Raw genomic sequence first — 21,683 nt, 5'->3', positions numbered from 1 at the left:
CCTAAAAACCCAAGCCCCATAAGCTTGGGTTTTTTTTTGACTGAAATTTGCTAAAGGGAGTGTTATACATTTTATGCCCTTGAAAATTAAAAAACCGGGCTCATTAACTGAAATAAAACCCATATCATGAGTTCTTTATGTCGACGATAAAGGTTATTTATTTTTGATCAGTTCGCGTAAAATCAGGTGATAACATTCCATTAACACTTCCGGGAAATACCATGAAAAAGATTCTTTTCTTAACTGTTTTATTTTTATCAGCAACAGCTTTTGCTGATGATGCTAAAAATGAATGGCAGAATACTACTCTTTCAGATGCCACAATTAAGAAAATTCAGGATGCCCAATATCAATATAAAAAATGTGTTTCAGGAGAAATGCAAAAGCCCACTTATCAGGAGTTGGAAAGCCGCCGGGCAACTGAAGCGATTATGAAACAATGTGAGTCGGTTTTATCGCAAATGCGTGAAATTTACTTGGCTGAAAAAGTGCCGGGTACTATTGCCGACCGCCACTTAAAGCAGATGCGCATGCAAACTACGCGTAATGTTTTGCAAGGTATGATGTTTAGTGAAGCAGCCCGTAAATCGGGTCAACAATAATAACTAAAAGAGTCTAGTAATGAATACTTATGCAATCGACCTATCTTTGAAGCCCACTACATTCGATTTGTGGCATGTTTATTTGGCAAGCGCCGTCGCTTTATTGGCACTGATTCTAATCGTATTGTTACTGTCTATGGTGATCAGCCAATTTCGTTGCAAGAAAAAAGCGACTATTCAACAATCTGCAGCAATGCCTGAACCGACAGTAAAAATTGTCGAGAAAATCGTCGAAGTTGAAAAACTCGTTCATGCGCCAGCACCGGAACCTGTAGTATTAAAAGAGGCAACCCCGGACGCTGCTTTGCAATTATTGGGTTTACTGCAAAAAGAAGCGCGCTTTATCGATTTTATTAAAGAAGATATTGCGTCTTTCAGCGATGCGGATATTGGTATTGCTGCTCGTGTCGTGCATGAAGGATGTAATAAAGCGATTAATGAACATTTTACTTTAGCCACCGTCCGCAACGAGCAAGAAGGCAGTAAGGTTACGTTGCCGGAAGGCTTTGATGCCGCTACCGTGCGTTTAACCGGCAATATTATTGGTGCTGCGCCTTTTACCGGCACGCTGGTTCATAAAGGCTGGCAAGTTACCGGTATCAGACTGCCTAAATTGACCTTGGGACATAACGCAACCATTGTTGCGCCGGCAGAGGTTGAGCTATGAGTGATTCGTCTGATCAGATACAACCGGAAGAAGGGGCTGTGATGGAGATAGGAAATTCACCTGATCAGGGCGTTGCCGCTGAATATCCGCAAAATAGAACACGGTTTTCTGTTGGCATTGATTTGGGGACGACGCATTGTGTTTTGTCTTATGCCGATCTTGATAATATCGACGATGAAGAGTTTTCGCCTGAAGTTATGGCTATACCGCAACTGACCTCTCCCGGTTCAGTTGAAGAAAAATATCAGTTACCATCATTTTTATATCTGGCCCACGAAGCCGAACTTGCAGAAGATTCGACCTCATTACCTTGGGCTGCAAAGTCGGATTATCTAGTCGGAGAAATTGCCCGTAACCTGGGCAGCAAAACTCCGATACGTTTGGTATCCAGCGCTAAGAGTTGGTTATGTCATACGGGTGTGGATTGCAAAGCGCCTATTTTACCTGCTGAAGCCCCGGATGAAGTCAAACGCGTCTCGCCGTTCCAGGCAACTACCGCTTATCTGCAACATCTGCGCGATGCTTGGCAAAACCTGAATCCGAACGCACCGCTGAACCAACAGGATATCGTTATTACTGTGCCTGCTTCATTTGATCCGGCGGCACGGGAATTGACGGTTGAAGCGGCGCGTGCTGTAGGTCTAGGTCAGGCAATTCTCCTTGAAGAACCGCAGGCTGCGTTATACAGCTGGATAGAGAAAAGTCACGGCGACTGGCGCAAACATGTCGAGGTTGGTGACATTATCCTGGTAATAGATATAGGCGGTGGAACCACAGATTTGTCATTAATAGCGGTCACCCAACAGGAGGGTAATCTAGAGCTGACTCGCGTGGCGGTTGGCGATCATATCCTGCTGGGCGGCGATAATATGGATTTGGCTTTGGCCTATACGGTCAAAGCCAAGTTGGAAAAAGACGGCAAACGTTTAGAGCCTTGGCAGATTCAGGCATTGACTCATAGTTGTCGCGATGCCAAGGAGAAAATTTTTACTAATTTCGAGCTTGATAATATCCCTCTGGTGGTTGCAAGCAGAGGATCTTCTTTAATCGGCGGTACCCTGCGCACGGAATTGACCCGTGAAGAAGTCAATAAAGTATTGGTTGAAGGCTTCCTGCCTCAAGTGGCTGTCAGCGATAGGCCGATAAGTCGTCCCCGTACCGGCTTAAGAAGCGCCGGTTTGCCTTATGCCCAGGATGCAGCGATTACTCGTCATCTGGCGGCATTCCTGTCCAAACAACAAAGTGCCGCGGACGAGCTCAAAGACATTAATTTGCCGAAACATGCCACTTTCTTGCATCCTACTGCCGTGTTGTTTAATGGCGGCGTATTAAAGGCGGGAGCCTTGGCAGAGCGTTTAATGGACGTATTAAACTCATGGTTGACAGCGGAGCAAGCGCCCGAAGCCAGATTATTGACAGGTGCCGATCTTGATTTGGCTGTAGCCCGCGGAGCTGCTTACTATGGCTACGTTCGCAAAGGCAAGGGGGTGCGTATTAAAGGCGGTACAGCGGCATCTTATTATGTCGGCATAGAAAGCGCTATGCCTGCCGTGCCCGGTATGGCACCGGAAATCCAGGCCTTGTGTATTGCCCCGTTCGGTATGGAAGAAGGTACTCAACAAGAATTGCCGGACGATGAGTTCGGTTTGGTGATAGGGGAGCCGGTACGGTTTCGGTTTTTCGCCTCCAATACCCGGCGGGAGGACAAAGTCGGGACCCGCCTGGATTACTGGACTAACGAAGAGCTCGACGAACTGGATGAGATTGAAATTATCTTGCCGGAAGAAGGCCGCAGACCTGGTGAAGTCGTACCTGTACATCTGTGTGCAGCCGTAACCGAAGTCGGTACATTGGAACTGCAAGCTGTTTCTGAAAAAGACAGCAGTCGTTGGAAGATTGAGTTTGATGTCAGAGGAAGTGATGGATGAGTAAGATCCCCCGGCTCATCGCTCTGTGAGAGTCTAGTTTCTCGTGCAATAGAGCCGGCAAAAGATGACCTGCCGATAAGTGGGGCAAACACAAACTACTGTAGAGGGTACTCCTCTAACTAAATCATATAAGAAATGAATCAAAAAAAGCGATTAATCATAGCCATGACCGGTGCAACCGGTGCGGTTTATGGAGTAAGGATGCTGCAAATTTTGCAGGTACAGGAACAATGGGAAACGCATTTGGTTATTTCTTCGGCCGGGGTGGTGAATTTAAAGCATGAAATGGGTATGAAGCGTGCTGCACTGGTTGAGCTGGCCGATGTCACTCACGGGATTGATGACATTGCCGCCAGTATTTCCAGCGGCGGGTTTAAAACAGAAGGTATGATTATTGCCCCGTGTTCAATGAAAACCCTGTCGGCGGTTGCGCATGGTTTTGGCGATAACCTGATTTCCCGATCGGCTGACGTGGTGTTAAAAGAGCGTCGGCGCTTGGTGGTCATGCCCCGGGAAACCCCGCTAAATCTGGTGCATATCCGCAATATGGCAAGCGTGACTGAAATGGGCGGTATCATTTTTCCGCCGATGCCGGCTTTTTACAGCAAATCGGATTCGCTGGCGGCAATGGTCGATGAAACTGTTGGCAGGGTTTTGGATATGTTCGGGGTTAATGTCGACGGCTTATACACGCCTTGGGAAGGATTGTAGAAGAGTTTCCACCACAAAGAATAATTGTCTTTGTGGTGAATAAATTAAAGGATTCTTTACGGATAGTACCTTTAAGACAAGAGCCGCGAATTTTTGCTGTTACGGAAAATCAACGGTTTTTCATTGTCCGCTAAGGCGCTTGCTTTGGCTGAATCTATCGCTTCTTGAATAACATGGTGATTCGGCGATTTGCTGCACACCGGGTCGGCAGCGTACATGTCGTTGCTTAATAAATAAGCCTGGCAACGGCAGCCGCCGAAGTCTTTTTCTTTCTCATCGCAGCTGCTGCATGGTTCTTTCATCCATTCAAAACCACGGAAAAAATTGAAGGCTTTCGATTCGTTCCAGATTTGTTCGATGCTGTAGTCTTTCACATTAGGGCAATCCAATCCCGGCAAGTCGCGGGCGGAATGACAAGGCAAAGCGACTCCGTCCGGAGCGATGGTTAAAAACGTCGTGCCCCAACCGTTCATGCAGGCTTTAGGTCTGTCTTCATAAAAATCCGGTACGACATAATAGATTTTCATTTTACCGGTGACTTTTTCTTTAAAAGCCTGGGCGATTTGTTCCGCCTGTTCGAACTGTTCTTTGGTAGGTAGTAATAAATCGCGGTTTGCGTGTGCCCAGCCATAATATTGGGTGTTTGCCAGTTCCAGGTAATCGGCCCCCAGTCCCTCAGCCATCTCCAAAATTTGCGGCATCTGGTGGATATTCTCACGGTGTATAACTACGCACAATACCATCGGGTAACCGTGCTTTTTGACCAGATGCGCGACTTCTTTTTTGTGCTCGAATGATGCAGTACCGGCAATATGGTCGTTCAATTCCTGGCTGCTGGCTTGAATGCTGACTTGAATATGATCCAGTCCGGCTTCCTTGAGTTGGACGATTTTTTCTTCAGTCAGTCCATAACCTGAGGTGATCAGGTTGGAATAATAGCCCAGATCCCTGGCATGCTTAACCAGCTCAGGCAGATCCTTACGGGTTAACGGTTCCCCGCCGGAGAAGCCCAGTTGAACTGCGCCCATTTTGCGGGCTTGCGTGAGTACGCGCTTCCAGTCATCGGTGTCCAGTTCGGATTGATGTTTCGTATAATCAATTGGATTGGAACAGTAAGGGCATTGTAACGGGCAGGCATAAGTCAGCTCCGCCAACAACCAGCGCGGTGGGGTGATGTTAATTTTGTTGGATCCAGCCATTTTTTAAAGCGACCTCCAAGAAAGCGGTAATGTCATTAACGAGACCGGTTGTTGCAAATTTTTGTTCCAGATCGCTGACGATTTGGGCAAGCTTACGGCTACCGTCGCATAATTTCAGGATTTCTGCGGAACTTTGGTTGAGTTCCACCATGCCTTCAGGATAGAGGATAACATCTTTCTGCTGCACTTCTTCCCACTGCAAACGATGCATTGGGGAAAATTTGATGGTTTGATCTGGATTAATGCTCATTTTTTAATATTAAAGTAAGGCGGCATTTCGTGAATATAAGCCATGTACATCGCGTCGGCCATCGTCCATAACACGTCCAGTTTAAATTGCAGGATTTGAATCATGCGATCTTGTTGTTCGCGGGTTTTATACCAGTCCAGCGTGATGGACAAACCATGTTCGACATCGCGGCGCGCTTCGGTCAGGCGTTTGCGGAAATAGATATAACCTTCCTGTTCTACCCAAGGATAGTGCTCGGGCCAGTTGTCCAGGCGTTGTTGATGGATTTTAGGGGCAAACAGTTCGGTCAATGAAGAGCTTGCCGCTTCGTGCCACTCCGCTCTGCGGGCAAAATTAACATAAGCATCGACAGCAAAACGTACACCCGGCAGCACATATTTCAATGAGGTAATATCTTCACGAGTCAAGCCGACTGCGATGCCTAGCTGTATCCATGCCTCAATACCACCCGGATCGCCGGGATGCCCGTCATGATCCATAATCCGCTGTACCCATTTTGCGCGGGTTTCGCGATCCGGGCAATTGGCCAGAATGTTGGCATCTTTAATAGGAATGCAGACCTGATAATAAAAACGGTTGGCGACCCAGCCTTGTAGCTGTTCTTTGGTGAGTTTACCTTCGTTCATCAGGGTGTGGTAGGGATGATGAATATGGTAATACTTTTCCATGCCGCGTAGTTCGGCTTCAAATTGTTCTTTGGTCCAAGTTTTATTATCGCTGCTCATGGGGCATCCTTTATAAGTCGATTTCCAAGCCGTCGTAGGAGACTTCAATGCCGGCGGCATCGAGTATTTTACGTTGTTCGGAATCTTCGTCTAAGATCGGGTTGGTGTTGTTGATGTGGATCAATATTTTGCGAGCTTTAGCAACGCCATTTAGGACTTCTATCATCCCGCCTTCGCCTGATTGAGGCAAGTGGCCGATTTCTCGGGCTTTTTTATGGCTGATGTTTTGCGTGCACATTTCGTCATCGGTCCAAAAGGTACCGTCTACCAGCAAACAGTCAACGGCTTGCATCGCAGCCATGACATGCGGTTCTATTTCGCCCAAACCTGGGGAATAAAACACTTTTTTTCCGGTAGAAATTTGTTCGATGATAACGCCAATATTGTCGCCGTCATGCGGATCGTGCCGATGTGGAGAATAAGGCGGCGCCTTGCTTTTTAACGCTTGGGTATAAAAGCGCAAATCATCTATGCCGGGAATGGTAAAGCTGCTGCCATCGTAAGGAATCGGGTGATGGTTTACGGTACAGTAATCGGCCAGCATGTTAAATAACGGAAAGCCCGTGGTTAGGTCTTGTTTGACCATTTCGGTGCAGTAAACATCCAGCGGTTTACCCTCCCTGAGCATTAGCATTCCAGTAGTATGGTCAATCTGGCTGTCGATCAGCATGATAGCTTTAATGCCGGTATCGCGAACGCCTTCTTTAGGTTGGATTGCCGGAAAAGCTTCCAACTGTGCGCGAATGTCGGGAGATGTGTTAAACAGCAGCCAGTTTTTGTTGTCGGTACTGACCGCAATGGATGACTGGGTACGGGCTTTGCCGTTCATTTCCTTGTGACGCAAACGGTGGCAATTATGGCAGTTGCAGTTCCATTGAGGAAAACCGCCGCCTGCACCTGAACCGAGAACTCTGATCTTCATAGTTTAGAAAGTAACCTAAAATAGGGAATAGGGGCCGAATGATACGGGAATAAAAGACATCAGGCAAAAAAAAGGGGCTCATAAAGAGCCCCTTCTTAATCTAAATCGAATTAACGATTGTAGATGTACATTGTTACTTCAAAACCGAAACGCAGGTCTGTGTAGCTTGGTGTTTCCCATTTCATAGTGAACCTCCAGATGTGTGTTTAAATTATTATGCTAGCTTGATCAAGTAAGCTCAATTGAAGTATACGATGAACGATTTTTTTACGCAACTTTTGACATCGCCGAAAGCCGACAATCCTGTTTTTTATATGGATCTTAAGCTGTTCGGCGCTAATGCCAAAATAAGGATAAGCGATTAAATTACAAGATGTTTAGATAGGTTGTGAAAGATGTTTTTTTGACGGGAAGAGCGTATGATCTTATTTCACCTTAAAAATAATAATACACATATAAAAATATGAGGAGGGGTCATGGGTGGAGTTACTGAGTTGTTCGTAGTTATGATACTTATTGCAGCGTTCGCGTTTGCACCATTAGGTTATTTTATTTACAGATTTACCAAGGCAGGCGACAAACCGTTCGGTGAAATTGAACCGCATGGCGATAGTCCGTCGGCGGTCAATGATTTTGCAGAAAAAGCGATTAAATTCGTTCAGGATAAGTTTACTAAAAAGTAAAGATATGTTTGTTGATGAGCTTTCCAGGTGATGTTATTCGCCTGGAAATTTCTCATATCAATTTAAGCCTATAAATTGCCGCAGGTCGGGCAGTTAGGGTTTTTCCTCAGATTCATTGTATTCCATTCCATCGTTAGTCCATCCAGCAGTAATAACCGACCGGTTAAAGTTTCCCCGATATTCATTATCAGCTTCATCGCTTCCAATGCTTGAATGCTACCTACTATGCCGGTAATAGGTGCTATGACTCCATTTGTAGCGCAGTTTTGTAATTCTTCGCCATCGCTGTTGTATAGGCAGTTGTAGCACGGGCTGTCATTTTTGCCAGGGGTAAACACAGTTACTTGGCCTTCAAAACGAATCGCAGCCCCGGAAACCAGGGGCGTTTGATGTCTGACACAGGCTTTATTGACCGCAAAGCGTGTTGAGAAGTTATCGCTACAGTCTAAAACCACGTCCGCTAGCGTCACCTCTAATTCAAGTTGTTCACCCTCAAGCCTTTGTTTGACAGCCCTGATCTTGATGTCGGGGTTTAGCCGATTAAGCGTTTGGCGGGTTGAAATTACTTTATCAGTCCCAATATCGGGTGTGTGATGAGTAATCTGTCTTTGCAAATTGGATAAGTCTACGACGTCATTATCATAAATAGTGATATTGCCGACACCGGCCGCAGCAAGATAGATACTAGCAGGGGACCCGAGTCCTCCGGCGCCGACAATCAGGACGTTGGCAGCGAGAAGTTTTTGTTGTCCCTCAATATCGACTTGAGGAAGCATGATTTGGCGGCTATAGCGCAGTAGTTGGTTGTCATTCATAAGTCATGTTGATGCTGTATTGTGATGAAAGATGATGCCAAAGATCAGGTTAGACTGCAAAAACTGATTATTGTTGGCACTCGGTGTTGGTGAGTGCTAAAATCTAAAACTGAATTTAACCTTTAATTTTAATGTTTAGGAGATATTGATGAAAATACGTCCGTTACACGACAGAGTGATAGTCAAACGTGTTGAAGAAGAAACTACAACACCTGGCGGTATTGTACTGCCTGGTTCAGCAGCCGAGAAACCAAGCCAAGGTGTCGTTTTGGCGGTAGGTAATGGCAAGCAACTGGACAATGGCACTGTACGCGCTCTGGAAGTTAAAGTCGGCGATAAAGTGCTGTTTGGCAAATACGCAGGCAACGAAGTTAAAGTTGATGGCGACGAACTGATCGTTATGCGTGAAGAAGACATCATGGGCGTTTTAGGTTAAGCCTGAACACGTCAAGCACATTCACATACAAATTTAAAAGGAATAAAAATGGCAGCAAAAGACGTATTATTCGGTGATGACGCTCGTGTCCGTATGGCCCGCGGCGTTAATATTTTAGCAAACGCAGTCAAGGTGACTTTAGGTCCTAAAGGTCGTAACGCGATTTTAGACAAAAGCTTCGGCGCTCCAACTATCACTAAAGACGGTGTATCGGTTGCTAAAGAAATCGAATTAAAAGATAAATTCGAAAACATGGGCGCGCAAATGGTTAAAGAAGTGGCTTCGCACACTTCCGATGTGGCCGGTGACGGTACCACTACAGCGACCGTATTGGCGCAATCTATCGTCAATGAAGGCTTAAAAGCCGTTGCTGCGGGCATGAATCCAATGGATTTAAAGCGCGGTATCGATTTGGCCGTATCTAAAGCTGTTGAGGCGATTGTAGCGTCCGCTACGCCTTGCGTCGATAACAAAGCGATTGCTCAAGTAGGCACCATTTCTGCAAACTCTGACGAGTCTGTTGGCCAAATCATTGCAGAAGCGATGGAAAAAGTCGGCAAAGAAGGTGTCATCACTGTTGAAGAAGGTTCAGGTCTGGACAACCAATTAGACGTTGTTGAAGGTATGCAGTTTGATCGCGGTTACCTGTCCCCTTACTTCATCAACAAACAAGAAAACATGAGCGTCGAATTAGACGATCCGATGATTCTTATCTACGATAAAAAGATTTCCAATATTCGCGACATGCTTCCTGTTTTGGAAGGCGTGGCTAAAGCCGGCCGTCCTTTATTGATCGTTGCTGAAGATGTAGAAGGCGAAGCCTTGGCAACTTTGGTTGTTAACACCATTCGCGGCATCGTTAAAGTGGCAGCGGTTAAAGCGCCTGGTTTCGGTGATCGTCGTAAAGCCATGTTGGAAGACATTGCGGTACTGACCGGCGGTGTGGTTATTTCCGAAGAAGTCGGTTTGAGCCTGGAAAAAGCTGAATTATCTCAATTGGGTACAGCTAAAAAAGTACAAATCACTAAAGAAAACACCACTATCATCGATGGTGCAGGTTCTGAAGAGCAAATCAAAAGCCGTGTTGCACAAATTCGCGCGCAAGCGGACGAAGCAACTTCCGACTACGACAAAGAAAAATTGCAAGAACGTCTGGCTAAATTAGCGGGCGGTGTTGCTGTGATTAAAGTCGGCGCTGCAACTGAAATTGAAATGAAAGAAAAGAAAGCCCGCGTTGAAGATGCATTGCATTCAACACGCGCAGCCGTTGAAGAAGGCGTCGTTGCAGGCGGTGGTTCAGCGCTGGTTCGCGCTATTTCAGCTCTTGATAAACTGGAAGGCATCAACCACGATCAAACAGTAGGTATCAATATTCTGCGTCGTGCAATGGAAGAGCCTTTACGTCAAATCGTTTCCAATGCTGGCGACGAGCCTTCAGTTGTGTTCAATGAAGTGCAAAAAGGCACAGGTAACTTCGGTTACAACGCAGCAACCGGCCAATACGGTGACATGATCGAAATGGGTATTTTAGATCCTGCGAAAGTAACCCGTACAGCACTGCAAAATGCTGCATCTGTTGCAGGTTTAATGCTGACTACCGAAGTGATGATTGCCGATACGCCTAGCGAAGATAAAGGCGGTCACGGCGGCCATGACATGGGCGGCATGGGCGGTATGGGTGGCATGGGCGGCATGATGTAATTTTGTCGTCTTAAAGCCCCGTCGCTTTAAGTGAAATGAAAGCCCCGGTTGTTTTAAACAGCCGGGGCTTTTTTTATGACGGTCGCTGAGCGGGAGGCTCATACGTTCGCCAAAGTAATCAAAGGTAGTGATTTCTCGCTTCCGATCTGAAAGTTATCGGTATTTATTTTAGGCTGTGCTAAATTTAAACGGCTAATACCGTAAAACCGGCAGTAGACTCTGTGCCACAATACCGGATAAATAGCTTTTAGAGCAAATAGGTAGACGTTTTCGGTGATGTCGGAGCAGCGTAGCGGTGTGCCGAGGCGCAGCTGAATAAGCTCCGGAAAAAATTATAGCTGACTACAACTGACCAACTACTCCATGGATATTACCAAAAAAATTCGTATCGGCGATTTGCTGGTACAAAACCAGATTATCACTCAGGAACAACTCATATCGGCACTGGCCGAACAAAAGAAAACAGGGAGACAGCTGGGTCGTACACTGATCAATTTAAACGTTATCAGTGAAACAGATCTGCTTAATTTCCTGTCACAGCAATTAAAAATCCCGTTTTTGGATATTTTACAATATCCTCGCAAACCTGAAGTTACCAAACTATTGTCAGAAGCATTAGCGCGGCGTTTTCGTGTTTTGTTGCTGGAAAATAATGAATTCGATGTTCTGTTGGCTATGGCGGACCCTACCGACTTAATGGGGCTGGATGAATTAACACGTATCCTGAAAAAAACTATTCGCCCTGTCGTAGTCAGGGAATCTGATTTGTTAATGGCGATAGATCAATCCTATCGACGTACCGATGAAATCGATAATTTAGCAGAGCAATTGCGTAGCGATATGTCGGAAGATGACAATATCGACCTCAATATGCTGTTGACCTCGGCTGATGCGGCCGATGCGCCCGTTGTAAAGCTCCTGAAATCAGTATTCGAAGATGCTATAAAAGTGCGGGTGTCCGATATTCATATAGAGCCGCAAGAACACAAACTGTATATCCGTTTTCGCGTTGACGGCGTATTGCACCAGCTAACTGAAGCCGATTTAAAAATTGCCACAGCGTTGGTGTTAAGGCTCAAGCTGATGTCGGGCCTGGACATCTCCGAAAAACGACTGCCGCAGGACGGTCGTTTTCAGATGAAAGTGCAGCAAAAGTCAGTCGATGTGCGTATATCGACCATGCCGACTATCTACGGCGAATCTGTGGTAATGCGTTTACTGATCCAAAATACCGAAGGGTTCTCGTTGGAAAAACTGGGCATGCCGCCCGAGATGCTGGTGCGTTTTCGCAAGCTGCTGCATCGTCCGGATGGCATGATATTGGTTACCGGGCCAACCGGTAGCGGTAAAACCACCACGCTTTATGCTGCACTTAGCGAACTCAACTCCAGCGCTAACAAAATCATCACGGTAGAAGATCCGGTTGAATATCGCCTGCCGGGTATTAATCAGGTGCAAGTTAACGAAAAGATCGATCTCGACTTTGCTAGAGTGTTGCGTTCCTCTTTACGTCAGGATCCGGATATCATTCTGGTGGGCGAGATGCGTGATCATGAAACCGCCCAGATTGGTTTACGTGCCGCTATGACCGGCCATTTAGTGTTATCAACCCTGCATACTAACGATGCCGTCAGTTCGCCAATTCGTCTGGTTGATATGGGAGTGCCCCGTTTTATGGTCTCGATGTCCTTGCTGGCCGTAATCGCCCAGCGACTGGTGCGGGTAGTCTGCGGGAGCTGTGTTCAACCATCCATACCGGAACCTTTTGAACAGACCTGGTTAAAACTCGAACTGGGCGATACCTTGGATCAATATAGCTTTGTCAAGGGCAGAGGCTGTACTCAATGCAACGGCACCGGCTATCAAGGCCGCGTAGGCATTTACGAGCTGCTGGAAATGAATACCGAGCTTACTGATGCAGCCAATCATCATGACACCAGTATTTTTATTAAACAGGCTCGTAAACAAATGGCAGGAAAAACAATACGCAGTAATGCGGTAGCGATGGTTATTGCCAAACGCACCACAGTTGCCGAGGCAATGCGCATCAGCAACCAATTTGAAGAATAGTTGTTATCAACATCAATCATTAAAAATTAAAAATGCCATTTTTCTCATACAAAGGCCGTAATAAAAAAGGCGAGCTGGTAAAAGGCGTATTGGAAAGCGTTGATTGTAACGCGCTGGCAAAACACCTGTTTAGTATCGATATTATACCGGTCGAAATTGCACCTGCCTCAGCGCCATCCGCTGGGCATAACCTGTCCATTGATCTGTTTGAAGAACGTATAGAACTGATTGATGTCATGATGTTCAGTCGGCAGATGTACACTTTACTCAAGGCGGGTATTCCTATCATGAGCGCTCTGAGCGGGCTGTTGTCATCGACCAAAAGCAAGGCATTGGTCAAGGTAATTTCCGAGATTCGCTCAAGTCTTGATAGCGGCCGTGAACTATCTGCTGCGCTCAACCTGCACCCGAAAGTATTTAGCGGTTTTTATGTCAGCATGATACGGGTCGGTGAAACTACCGGGATGCTGGATAAGGTATTTATGCGTTTGTTTGATCATCTCGAATTTGAAAAATTTATGCGTGAGCAGATCAAAGCGGCGCTACGCTATCCCTCATTTGTCATGATGGCGATGGCGGTGGCGGTTGTCGTCATTAATATATTTGTAATCCCGGCTTTTGCTAAAGTGTTCCAAGGCTTGGGAGCAGAGCTGCCTTTAATGACGCGCATTTTATTGAATGGCTCTAATTTTATGGTGACCTTCTGGCCTTATTTATTAGCCGGTTTCGCTGGAGGCATATTGATGTTTCGCTCATATATCGCATCAGATAAAGGCCGGTATCAATGGGATAGCTTCAAATTAAAAACGCCTCTTGCCGGGCCGATCATCCATAAAGCCACTTTGGCGCGCTTTGCAAGGAGTTTTGCTCTATCCAGCAAAAGTGGCGTTCCCATCATGAGTGCGTTAACTTTGGTGGCGCAAACCGTCGATAATGAATTTATCGCACAAAAAGTGGAACAAATGCGCACCGGCGTTGAGCGCGGCGAATCCATTCTGCGCACGGCAACCAATACCGGTGTTTTTAACCCTTTAGTACTACAGATGATTGCTGTCGGGGAAGAGTCGGGCGCATTAGATGACTTGATGGAAGAAATTGCCGATATGTATCAGCGCGATGTTGAATACGAAATCAAAAACTTGGGAGCCAAAATCGAGCCGATTATGATCGTATTTCTGGGAGTCCTTGTGCTTATTCTGGCTCTGGGTATTTTCTTACCCATTTGGGATCTTGGTAAAGCGTCGATACATAAATGAAGATAAATATTTTCAAATTTGCAGCGGCGAGTCTTTTCAATTTTGCGATCACCAACGGCATTATCGCCGTACTGGTAGTTATTGTACTGTCAAATATTAACCGCGCACAAAGCCAAGTTGAGGAGTCAATGATGGAAACCGATGTGGCTAACATACGTTGGGAGTTACGCGAACTATGGGCTCATCGTAATGCGACCGGGCAATCGATTGCCGCTAGCGAGATAGATGACGCCAATCCGTTAAAGTTAGTGAGTGAGCGGCCGAAAAATTATAGCGGCGAATATGCAGAAATACCGTTGGGAGCTGAATCCGTCTGGTATTTTGATACTAATGCCAAGCGCTTGGTGTACGTTTTTAAAGATGGTCGCCAAGTACGCTATCGATTAATCGGCAGCGCCAAACTTAATCGAGCATCATTGGGAGCCATTGGGGGGATAGATTTAGTGCTTGAGTAGGTTACCGAGTGCTTAATCCAGTTCAAGCTAATTTAAAGAATCTAAGTATTGTTACTTAGCAGAAGCTCAAACTAGTGCTAAAATTAAATCCGTTCAGCAAAGAGTAGAATCTCTAATTACACCAAACCATGCGAACGCATAAAAAATGAATAAATCAAAAGGTTTTACCCTAATTGAATTGATCGTCGTCATCGTCATTTTAGCTATTTTGGCGGCAGTGGCATTACCGCGATTGACCAATTTGCAGCTCGATGCCCGTATTGCCAAACTTAATGCGGCGCGCGGCAGTGTTGCAGCGAGCTCGGCGATGGTTCATGCGACTTTATTTGCACGTAACGGCAGAGCCGATACCGCAACTTGCCCTGCAGGCGGCGGCACGGCTAATAACAACTCTACCGGTACAGGCACCTTGTGTACCGAGGCAGGCATTATCAATCTGATTAACGGTTATCCGGCGGCTACCTCAATCGGCACAACCGGCATATTGACCGCTGCCGGCTTGACCACCGTATTTAATCCAAACCAGACTGAATTGCAGGCGGAAGGATATGACTACACCTCGTCAGGATCGGTAGCAACTTTTCAGGTACGTGGCGGCAGTTCTTCCAGCACTTGCTCATTTACCTATACCGAACCCGTCGCCAATGCTGCTCCCATAATCAGCATTATTAATACGACGGGATGTTAGACCTAGGTTACAAAAAGAATCAGTACAAGAATCAGCTTTGATTGAGAAAAGAGTCAACTTAGTCTATGCTTTTTAAATAAACATCCTTTTGGAGCCTTTATAACGCAATCCATTTTAATTTCTTATTTTTACTATATTTTATTTATTTAATAACATCCGAAGGGACATAAAAATGAAACAACTGTCTAACATGAAGCAATTATCAAGCATGAAACAACAATCCGGTTTTACCTTAATTGAATTAGTCGTCGTTATTGTAATTTTAGGTATTTTGTCGGCGACTGCGTTGCCTAAATTGCAGAGTCTGGATACAGACGCAAAAAATGCAGTTCTGGATGGAGGGATCGCCGCATTTAAATCAGCGGCTGTAATTTCTTATGCTGCAACCAAGTCATCTAGTATACAAACAGCTGTAGCCGGAAATGCCGCAATAGATAATGTAACATTTACGGGCACTTGCCCGGCCGTTACCGCTGTATATTCAGGAGGAACTCCAACCAAGGCATTTTCTGTTGATACTTCTCTTTGTAGCGGCTAAGTTCTCTTGAAACTTATTTTAACTACCAAAAGGGCGCTTGCGCCCTTTTTTGTTATTACCGCATCACTTCTTTGCTTATTGAGGGCGTCGTACAGCACTGAATCACTTTTTTGGTGGCTGGGATCATGTTTATTAGTGATATTGGCTAGTCTGCAACAAGAACGATCATTGGCATTGTCATGGATCAGTGCCGCATTAGTCGGATTCTGCACGTTGCAGCTCATTAACGTACTGTATATTAGCCCCACTTATAATGCTGGCGGCATCTATTTTTCGTCAACGTTGTTGATTGCGTTTATTGCCGCTACGTGCCGTTCTGCTTGGTTAACGAAAACAGGCTTTAAAATATTCTCTGCGATTATTGCGTTGATTGCTGTTTGGGCTTTAGTGCAATGGTTAACCGGCTGGGGGTTTATTGATCAAAAAAGCGCGAGAGCTCTGGCTTTGTTTGTAACCCCTAATATTTTGGCGACAACGCTCAATCTGGGTCTGATGCCGGTTCTTGCCTATTACTTGCTAGGTTGCGGCGGACGTGGTGTGTACGGGCTGACGCTGTTGCTGTTTGCAGCTCTGTTGACAACGCAAAGCCGTGGAGGTTATTTAGGTTTGCTGTCAGGTATTTTGTTTTTGCTAACTTTTGCTGGTCGAGCCTCAATAGTCGCGCAATGGCGACGCTATCGGGCTATAGGAGGCGGATTTCTAGCCGTTCTTGGTTTTTTCAAATTTTATGCTTGGTTGGGGCTGGCCGATTGGAATATGGATGCTGTTTTTGCCACGCTGAGTCATGGTGACTCTTCAGACCGGTGGCAAATATATCGGATCGCTTGGCAGGGGATATTCGAACATTTGTGGCTGGGCATCGGTTATTTTAACTTCGGCTATTATTTTGAGGTTCATAAAGTGCCGCCGTTCCTTGATAGACACATAATGTTCGTTCATAACGACTACCTGCAATTAGCTCTCGAAAGCGGCCTATTGGGCTTGGGCCTGTTTTTGTTGATGCTTATTGCTGTGTATGGGCAGCTTATCAAATTTCGTCAGCAAACAATGGCTGAGCAACGTTTGCCGCTTATCTTGTCTGCGACCGCTATCACGTCAATGTTAGCCCATGCGTTGGTGGACTACCCTTTCCATATTCCGTTTTTACTGGCTGCTTTTGGTGTTTATCTGGGAATTATCAACTGGCAATTTATTGACATGGGGGCAGCCCATTGGCTGCTGCCAAAAACGCCGAGACAATTTTTAGGCTTGCGTTCCGGATTTATAGGCAACGCGCTGGTGATTGGAATGATGGCATGGTTGGGGTTACCCGCATTTGCTGAAGTTTCCGCCGGTTATGGCGAATTTCGGTTTCAGCATCGTGATGCACAACGTGGTTTGTATTGGCATAGCATTGCGCGAACTTTACAACCGCGTACTGCTAAATACTATTGGCAAGAAGGCATTATTTTAAGAGAACTGGGGGCAGCCCAGGCAAGACCCGATCTGTTGGATAAAAGTGACGCTATTTTTAGCAAAGGGCTTGAAGTTAACCCGTTTGAAGTCAATAATTTGCTGGAAAAACTAGCACTACATCGCCAGTATGGAACTCAGCTTAAACAACCAGCTTCACACCAGGACATTATCACCTGGGTCAATCGTGCGAAAAGCCTACAACCGCATTCAGACGGCGTTCAAATGGAATACGTGAGCTGTCTGGACTTTGTAGGCGAACATGCCAACGCCATCGAACAAGCCAAATTATTGGTCCACAGGCGACCACAATTTAAAGCGGCACAACAATTGTTAGAATCAGTGTCGCATGATTAAACAGTGCAAAGGCTTTACGATGGTCGAGCTGGTTGTAATGATGGTTATTCTAGGCATCCTGTCGGCTTCTGCCTCGTCCAGGCTCAATTTTGCCAGCCATGATGCCGACGGTTGTGCCGAGACTGTGAAAGCTTCAATTAAACTGGCGCAGAAACTGGCGATTGCCACGCGAGCAACTCCGGTGGCTGTCAGCGTGACTAACAGCTGCGCGGTGGTCGTGGGAACCGAATCCTATCCTTCCTTGAATGGCGTCAATGTGGACAATTTTGGTACTGTGACTTTTAATGGGTTGGGGCAGCCGTCCGTGGGGGGAGTATTGATGGCGGCCGTCAGGACTTTTACTATCAGGGGCGGCGATGTGAACCGCTTTATCTGTCTGGAAGCCGAAACAGGATATGTACATGAGGAGGGTGCAACCTGTGGGTAACCGTCAAAACGGCATGACACTGATAGAGTTGATTATATTCATGGTCATCGTTGGTATAGCAATGGCCGGGATTATTTCTGCTATCAATTTCAACGTGCAGCATTCCGCCGACCCGGTGGTTAAAAAGCAGGCGATGGCGATTGCCGAAGCGTTGCTGGAAGAAATCGAGCTGATGCCGTTTACCATCTGCGATCCTGATGACCCCAATGTTAGAACAGCAATCGGTGCGGCGAATTGTACAGGTGGGGTCGGCGGTGCAAATGACGAGACCCTTACGCCGCTTGGCCCCGAAGTCGGCGAGACGCGCTATGCGGCACCGTTTTTTGATAATGTCAGTGACTATAACGGATTCAATATGGCGGCAGGAGCCATCAGGGATATTACCAATACTAATCTAGGCTTAAATGGCTATAGCGCTGCTGTAACTGTCGTTAATCAGGCAATAAACGGAATTGCTGCTGCCGACTCGCTGTCGATAACAGTCACTGTAACTGGTCCGCTCAACACAACGGTGATACTGGGCAGTTACCGTACCCGCTATACTCCAAGAGAGCCCTGATAATGCTATTACATAACCGCAGTCAATCCGGATTTACCCTGATTGAAGTAATTATGGTAATGATAATTACCGGAATACTGGCAGCATTGGTAACGAGCTTTGCCGCACCTATGCGAGGCTATTTTGATGCGGTCGCGCGCGCCGATCTTTCCGATGCAGCGGATATCGCTTTGCGCCGTATGGCGCGTGAACTTCATACAGCTTTACCTAATAGCGTGCGGGTTAGCGGTAATTTTATTGAGTTCTTGCCGACCATTACAGGTGGGCGCTATCGTAATGTACAGGATTGCAGTGCGGCCTGTGCTGGCGATATCCTTGATTTTGTGGCTGCCGATACCAGTTTCGATGTAATCGGTATACTGCCGACTGTTCCAGCTGTAGGAGAAGAGGTCGTAGTCTACAATACTACTCCAGCTGCTGTTTATGCTGGTGTTAATGTGGTGGCGCTGACTTCCAGCGTGGCCTGTACATTGTCTGCAATCAGAATATGCTTTAATAATGGCATGTTGTTTCCATTCGCGTCGCCCGGCAATCGTTTCCAGATTATTACAGGGCCTGTGACATTCGCCTGTATCGGGAATACTTTATGGCGTTATTCCGGTTATGTCAGACAGGCGGCGCAGCCGACTAATCTATTGATCGCACCTCTCAATGCGGCAATCAGCACTAGATTAGCAACGGGGGTTAACTGCGCAACCAGTAATTTTTTCTATGCGCCGGGCGCCACCCAGCGCGCAAGTCTGATTACTATGAGGCTCACGCTATTCAACACTAGTGACAACGTGACTTTGCTGCATCAGGTTCATGTCCAGAATGTGCCGTAATATGAAACAGCGCGGGTTCAGCCTGATCATGGGCATTTTCCTGATTGTGGTATTGGGCGGCATCGCGGTATTTATCGGCCGGGTATCGACCATGCAACATCAAAGCAGCGCACTGGATGAAGAGGGGGCAATGGCCTATCAGGCGGCGCGCGCGGGGATTGAGTGGGGGATTTATCGGGCTATTATTGCTTCCAGCTGTATTGCGGGCCCTTCCGTATTTACTCTCGTATTGACAGTGCCAACTACACCTGTAAGCGCTGTGAATTACGCTGTATCAGTAATATGCATCCGTACGCAAGTAACTGAAGGCTCAACAGCGAACAATGTTAATGTCTATCAAATTACTTCCACCGCGAATAATGCCTCTGTTGGGGATTTTGCTGTTGAACGACGATTAACCGCAACTGTCTCACAATGATTTTAGTCAACCATGTATGCATAGGGACATCGGAGGTGCGGCGATCAATAGCGAATGATAGTGAGGCCGATACAGTCCGCTAGCTCAATCTCATCATTTATTCTTTGCATACAACAGATTGAGGTATATAGTCGATTTTTTAAAATTACATCACAACCCGGATAAGATGTATTTCTTACATCTTATCCACCACTCTTTGGATAAGCCATGTTCTCCATTTCAAATCAGATAATTAATCAAATACTCCTTACTTCCTTGTTAAGGTTTTTATTCATAAGCGGCAGTTTTTCTTTCATTGTCGGTGTTGGATTAATTTTTTACAGCGAGATGATGTTTCGGATGTTCGAGAAAATGAATAGCTGGGTGAGCTTTCGCCGTCAGTTGCGTATACTTGAGATTACACGTGATAGTTGGCCGTCTGTGCAGCGTTATCGCTATGTTCTGGCCGTTTTCATCACTGCCGGTGCAGTTTATGCTGCAAACAGATTGATAACTCAAGTGGATACGGAAGTAGCTGTTCCTTGGATCAGTAGCGGATTACACTTGCCTGAGGTTTATGTTTCCTGGCTATTAGTCAGTGTAAAGTGGTTTTTGCTATTAGGGTGTGTCATAGGTATTGCTGTCGGTCTCATGCTCGCGTTTTCCCTGTCCACCTTATCGAAGATTGAAGCTTTTTCCAACACTTGGATTTCAACACGTGATAGTAACCTAAACAAGAAGGCCGAAGTCATGCAAGTTGGAGTTGATAAGTTCGTCATGTCTTTTCCTAAAACAGTCGGCTTGGTTGTTGCTGTTATGTCCATGGTTGAGGTTACTTTGGTTGGAATGCAGATGCATTGATGAGTGCTGTTTTTATCGGCTAGAATTTACTCTAGCAAAAAAAGTTATCGATGAAGTTCGGCCTTTCAATTCAATATCAGGATTTACACGGCAGTAGGTTATTTTAAACAACTGCGCAGTTGGGTAGAGGCCGATTCGATAAATTAAAGTGAAAGCTAACGATGAATTAAAATCGTCTGCAATCGCAAGGCAATAAGTTGCTACATAATGATAATTAAGAAAAATCTGTTCCCTGAAATAAAAGCTATGGACTCAACTTACATCGATATTTTGAGAGTAATCTGGATATTGCCCATCAGGTACAGATCGCGATAAGTGATGTCGCGGAAATGGAGAAAATAGGTCTGATCCCAAGGTATTTGATGGCTTGCAAAGAAAACAACATAAATGGGAATAAAGTGATTCCCGAAAAACAGGATTTATCCTCCAATTTTTTCGTTCGAGGAATATTCGTGCTTGACCCCTTCCTCTGTTATTTGTTGTCTTTTGGATAAGTAAGCAGGAAAAGAACCTAATGAATAAATGTAGTTCAAGCCTATTGTTGTCGATTCGAGGCTTGCCTCTTTTTGTTACCCGGTCATGGTACGGATTCCTGTTTCTTCTTGCAGCATTTGTGACAATGTTGGCTTTATTCTCTGATGCCGCGCAAGCAGCGGCGCCGACTTATCAGGCACAGGGGGCAGCATCTAGCGGAACCGGTGCTCGCACACCCTCGTGGCCGACGCATCAGGCGGACGATATTGCGCTGCTGATTGTAGAGAGCGCGAACCAAGCTGCGACGCTGTCATCTAACACGGCTGGTTTCGTCGAGCTGCCCAGTTCCCCTCAAGGGACCGGGACTGCTGGCGCAGCAACGGCAACACGCCTGACGGTTTTCTGGACGCGTGCGACATCTAACGCTATGGCGAATCCGACCGTAGCCGACTCCGGCGATCACCAGACTACGCAGATTGTCACTTTCCGGGGGGCGATCGGAACAGGCAATCCGTGGGATGTTACTGTCGGTGATATACGTGCGACAGCCAGTAACAGTTTTGCCATTCCGGGCGCTACCACAACGGTGACGAATAGCCTCGTCGTCGCCATTATCGCGGCAGGTATCGACTCTAGTAGTCAGTCATGATGAAGTACAAGGATAAAGCCGAGCCAGCTTCCGTCGT

25 protein-coding genes are annotated in these 21,683 nt (G+C 46.2%); 19 read left to right on the top strand and 6 right to left on the bottom strand.

The annotated features are described in order from the left end of the window. Positions 1 to 221: 221 nt before the first annotated feature. The 4 genes from V7051_RS22375 to V7051_RS22360 all read left to right on the top strand — a co-directional run bounded on the left by V7051_RS22375 (position 222) and on the right by V7051_RS22360 (position 3,908). On the top strand, positions 222 to 602 hold the full coding sequence (locus tag V7051_RS22375; protein WP_333878828.1) for a hypothetical protein: 381 nt from the start codon (positions 222 to 224) through the stop codon (positions 600 to 602). 19 nt (positions 603 to 621) lie between these two features. Then, positions 622 to 1,269, top strand: a complete 648-nt coding sequence (locus tag V7051_RS22370) for a DUF2760 domain-containing protein (protein WP_333878827.1) — start codon at positions 622 to 624, stop codon at positions 1,267 to 1,269. A gap of 41 nt (positions 1,270 to 1,310) precedes the next feature. Continuing rightward, positions 1,311 to 3,197, top strand: a complete 1,887-nt coding sequence (locus V7051_RS22365) for an Hsp70 family protein (protein WP_333878842.1) — start codon at positions 1,311 to 1,313, stop codon at positions 3,195 to 3,197. A gap of 135 nt (positions 3,198 to 3,332) precedes the next feature. Continuing rightward, on the top strand, positions 3,333 to 3,908 hold the full coding sequence (locus V7051_RS22360) for a UbiX family flavin prenyltransferase (protein ID WP_333878825.1): 576 nt from the start codon (positions 3,333 to 3,335) through the stop codon (positions 3,906 to 3,908). 71 nt (positions 3,909 to 3,979) lie between these two features. On the opposite strand, the gene pqqE is transcribed toward V7051_RS22360, so the two are convergent. The 5 genes from pqqE to pqqA all read right to left on the bottom strand — a co-directional run bounded on the left by pqqE (position 3,980) and on the right by pqqA (position 7,189). After that, positions 3,980 to 5,107, bottom strand: a complete 1,128-nt coding sequence (gene pqqE / locus V7051_RS22355) for a pyrroloquinoline quinone biosynthesis protein PqqE (protein ID WP_333878824.1) — start codon at positions 5,105 to 5,107, stop codon at positions 3,980 to 3,982. Next, positions 5,085 to 5,357, bottom strand: a complete 273-nt coding sequence (gene pqqD, locus V7051_RS22350) for a pyrroloquinoline quinone biosynthesis peptide chaperone PqqD (protein WP_333878823.1) — start codon at positions 5,355 to 5,357, stop codon at positions 5,085 to 5,087. The genes pqqE and pqqD overlap by 23 nt, the downstream gene beginning before the upstream one ends. Next, positions 5,354 to 6,082: a pyrroloquinoline-quinone synthase PqqC gene (gene pqqC, locus V7051_RS22345; RefSeq protein ID WP_333878821.1), complete on the bottom strand. Its 729-nt coding sequence runs from the start codon at positions 6,080 to 6,082 to the stop codon at positions 5,354 to 5,356. Before pqqC ends, pqqD begins: the two co-directional genes overlap by 4 nt. 10 nt (positions 6,083 to 6,092) lie before the next feature. Then, a complete protein-coding gene (gene pqqB, locus V7051_RS22340; protein ID WP_333878819.1) occupies positions 6,093 to 7,004 on the bottom strand; it encodes a pyrroloquinoline quinone biosynthesis protein PqqB in 912 nt (303 codons plus the stop codon). Between the two features lie 110 nt (positions 7,005 to 7,114). Next, the gene (gene pqqA / locus V7051_RS22335) at positions 7,115 to 7,189 is read right to left on the bottom strand and encodes a pyrroloquinoline quinone precursor peptide PqqA (RefSeq protein ID WP_006892363.1); all 75 of its coding nucleotides are present in this window, start codon (positions 7,187 to 7,189) and stop codon (positions 7,115 to 7,117) included. A gap of 291 nt (positions 7,190 to 7,480) precedes the next feature. Between pqqA and V7051_RS22330 the strand changes: the two genes are divergently transcribed. Continuing rightward, complete coding sequence (locus tag V7051_RS22330; RefSeq protein ID WP_333878817.1) at positions 7,481 to 7,687, top strand: hypothetical protein; 207 nt, start codon at positions 7,481 to 7,483, stop codon at positions 7,685 to 7,687. A 68-nt stretch (positions 7,688 to 7,755) separates the two neighbouring features. On the opposite strand, the gene V7051_RS22325 is transcribed toward V7051_RS22330, so the two are convergent. Further along, positions 7,756 to 8,502 (bottom strand): HesA/MoeB/ThiF family protein, encoded by a 747-nt coding sequence (locus V7051_RS22325; RefSeq protein ID WP_333878816.1) that lies wholly within the window; start codon positions 8,500 to 8,502, stop codon positions 7,756 to 7,758. Between the two features lie 148 nt (positions 8,503 to 8,650). Between V7051_RS22325 and V7051_RS22320 the strand changes: the two genes are divergently transcribed. The 14 genes from V7051_RS22320 to V7051_RS22255 all read left to right on the top strand — a co-directional run bounded on the left by V7051_RS22320 (position 8,651) and on the right by V7051_RS22255 (position 21,646). Beyond that, positions 8,651 to 8,938 carry a co-chaperone GroES gene (locus V7051_RS22320; protein WP_333878814.1) on the top strand — a complete coding sequence of 96 codons (288 nt, stop codon included), beginning with the start codon at positions 8,651 to 8,653 and terminating at the stop codon, positions 8,936 to 8,938. Between the two features lie 48 nt (positions 8,939 to 8,986). After that, positions 8,987 to 10,639: a chaperonin GroEL gene (gene groL, locus V7051_RS22315; protein WP_333878812.1), complete on the top strand. Its 1,653-nt coding sequence runs from the start codon at positions 8,987 to 8,989 to the stop codon at positions 10,637 to 10,639. Positions 10,640 to 11,002: 363 nt separating this feature from the next. Next, the gene (locus V7051_RS22310) at positions 11,003 to 12,709 is read left to right on the top strand and encodes a GspE/PulE family protein (RefSeq protein WP_333878810.1); all 1,707 of its coding nucleotides are present in this window, start codon (positions 11,003 to 11,005) and stop codon (positions 12,707 to 12,709) included. Between the two features lie 32 nt (positions 12,710 to 12,741). Continuing rightward, on the top strand, positions 12,742 to 13,965 hold the full coding sequence (locus tag V7051_RS22305) for a type II secretion system F family protein (protein WP_333878808.1): 1,224 nt from the start codon (positions 12,742 to 12,744) through the stop codon (positions 13,963 to 13,965). Next, positions 13,962 to 14,420: a hypothetical protein gene (locus V7051_RS22300; protein ID WP_333878806.1), complete on the top strand. Its 459-nt coding sequence runs from the start codon at positions 13,962 to 13,964 to the stop codon at positions 14,418 to 14,420. Before V7051_RS22305 ends, V7051_RS22300 begins: the two co-directional genes overlap by 4 nt. Positions 14,421 to 14,565: 145 nt before the next feature. Beyond that, complete coding sequence (locus V7051_RS22295) at positions 14,566 to 15,108, top strand: type II secretion system protein (protein WP_333878804.1); 543 nt, start codon at positions 14,566 to 14,568, stop codon at positions 15,106 to 15,108. Between the two features lie 172 nt (positions 15,109 to 15,280). Next, positions 15,281 to 15,646: a type II secretion system protein gene (locus tag V7051_RS22290; RefSeq protein WP_333878803.1), complete on the top strand. Its 366-nt coding sequence runs from the start codon at positions 15,281 to 15,283 to the stop codon at positions 15,644 to 15,646. A 168-nt stretch (positions 15,647 to 15,814) separates the two neighbouring features. After that, entirely contained in the window at positions 15,815 to 17,455 is a 1,641-nt protein-coding gene (locus V7051_RS22285; protein ID WP_334181176.1) for an O-antigen ligase family protein, read from the top strand. Further along, a complete protein-coding gene (locus tag V7051_RS22280) occupies positions 17,448 to 17,882 on the top strand; it encodes a pilus assembly FimT family protein (RefSeq protein WP_333878799.1) in 435 nt (144 codons plus the stop codon). The genes V7051_RS22285 and V7051_RS22280 overlap by 8 nt, the downstream gene beginning before the upstream one ends. Continuing rightward, positions 17,875 to 18,441, top strand: coding sequence for a type IV pilus modification PilV family protein (locus V7051_RS22275; RefSeq protein WP_333878797.1), 567 nt, complete (start codon positions 17,875 to 17,877; stop codon positions 18,439 to 18,441). The genes V7051_RS22280 and V7051_RS22275 overlap by 8 nt, the downstream gene beginning before the upstream one ends. 2 nt (positions 18,442 to 18,443) lie before the next feature. Next, positions 18,444 to 19,265, top strand: coding sequence for a prepilin-type N-terminal cleavage/methylation domain-containing protein (locus V7051_RS22270; protein WP_333878796.1), 822 nt, complete (start codon positions 18,444 to 18,446; stop codon positions 19,263 to 19,265). Position 19,266: 1 nt separating this feature from the next. Beyond that, positions 19,267 to 19,683 (top strand): hypothetical protein, encoded by a 417-nt coding sequence (locus V7051_RS22265; RefSeq protein ID WP_333878794.1) that lies wholly within the window; start codon positions 19,267 to 19,269, stop codon positions 19,681 to 19,683. A gap of 207 nt (positions 19,684 to 19,890) precedes the next feature. Continuing rightward, positions 19,891 to 20,523, top strand: coding sequence for a hypothetical protein (locus V7051_RS22260; RefSeq protein ID WP_333878792.1), 633 nt, complete (start codon positions 19,891 to 19,893; stop codon positions 20,521 to 20,523). Positions 20,524 to 21,037: 514 nt separating this feature from the next. Next, positions 21,038 to 21,646 carry a hypothetical protein gene (locus V7051_RS22255; protein ID WP_333878790.1) on the top strand — a complete coding sequence of 203 codons (609 nt, stop codon included), beginning with the start codon at positions 21,038 to 21,040 and terminating at the stop codon, positions 21,644 to 21,646. Positions 21,647 to 21,683 lie beyond the last annotated feature (37 nt).

It is taken from the genome of Methylobacter sp. (genome assembly GCF_036845245.1).
Lineage (GTDB): Bacteria > Pseudomonadota > Gammaproteobacteria > Methylococcales > Methylomonadaceae > Methylobacter_A.
The sequence above is the reverse complement of the archived record's forward strand: the minus strand, read 5'-3'. Positions and strand labels throughout refer to the sequence as shown.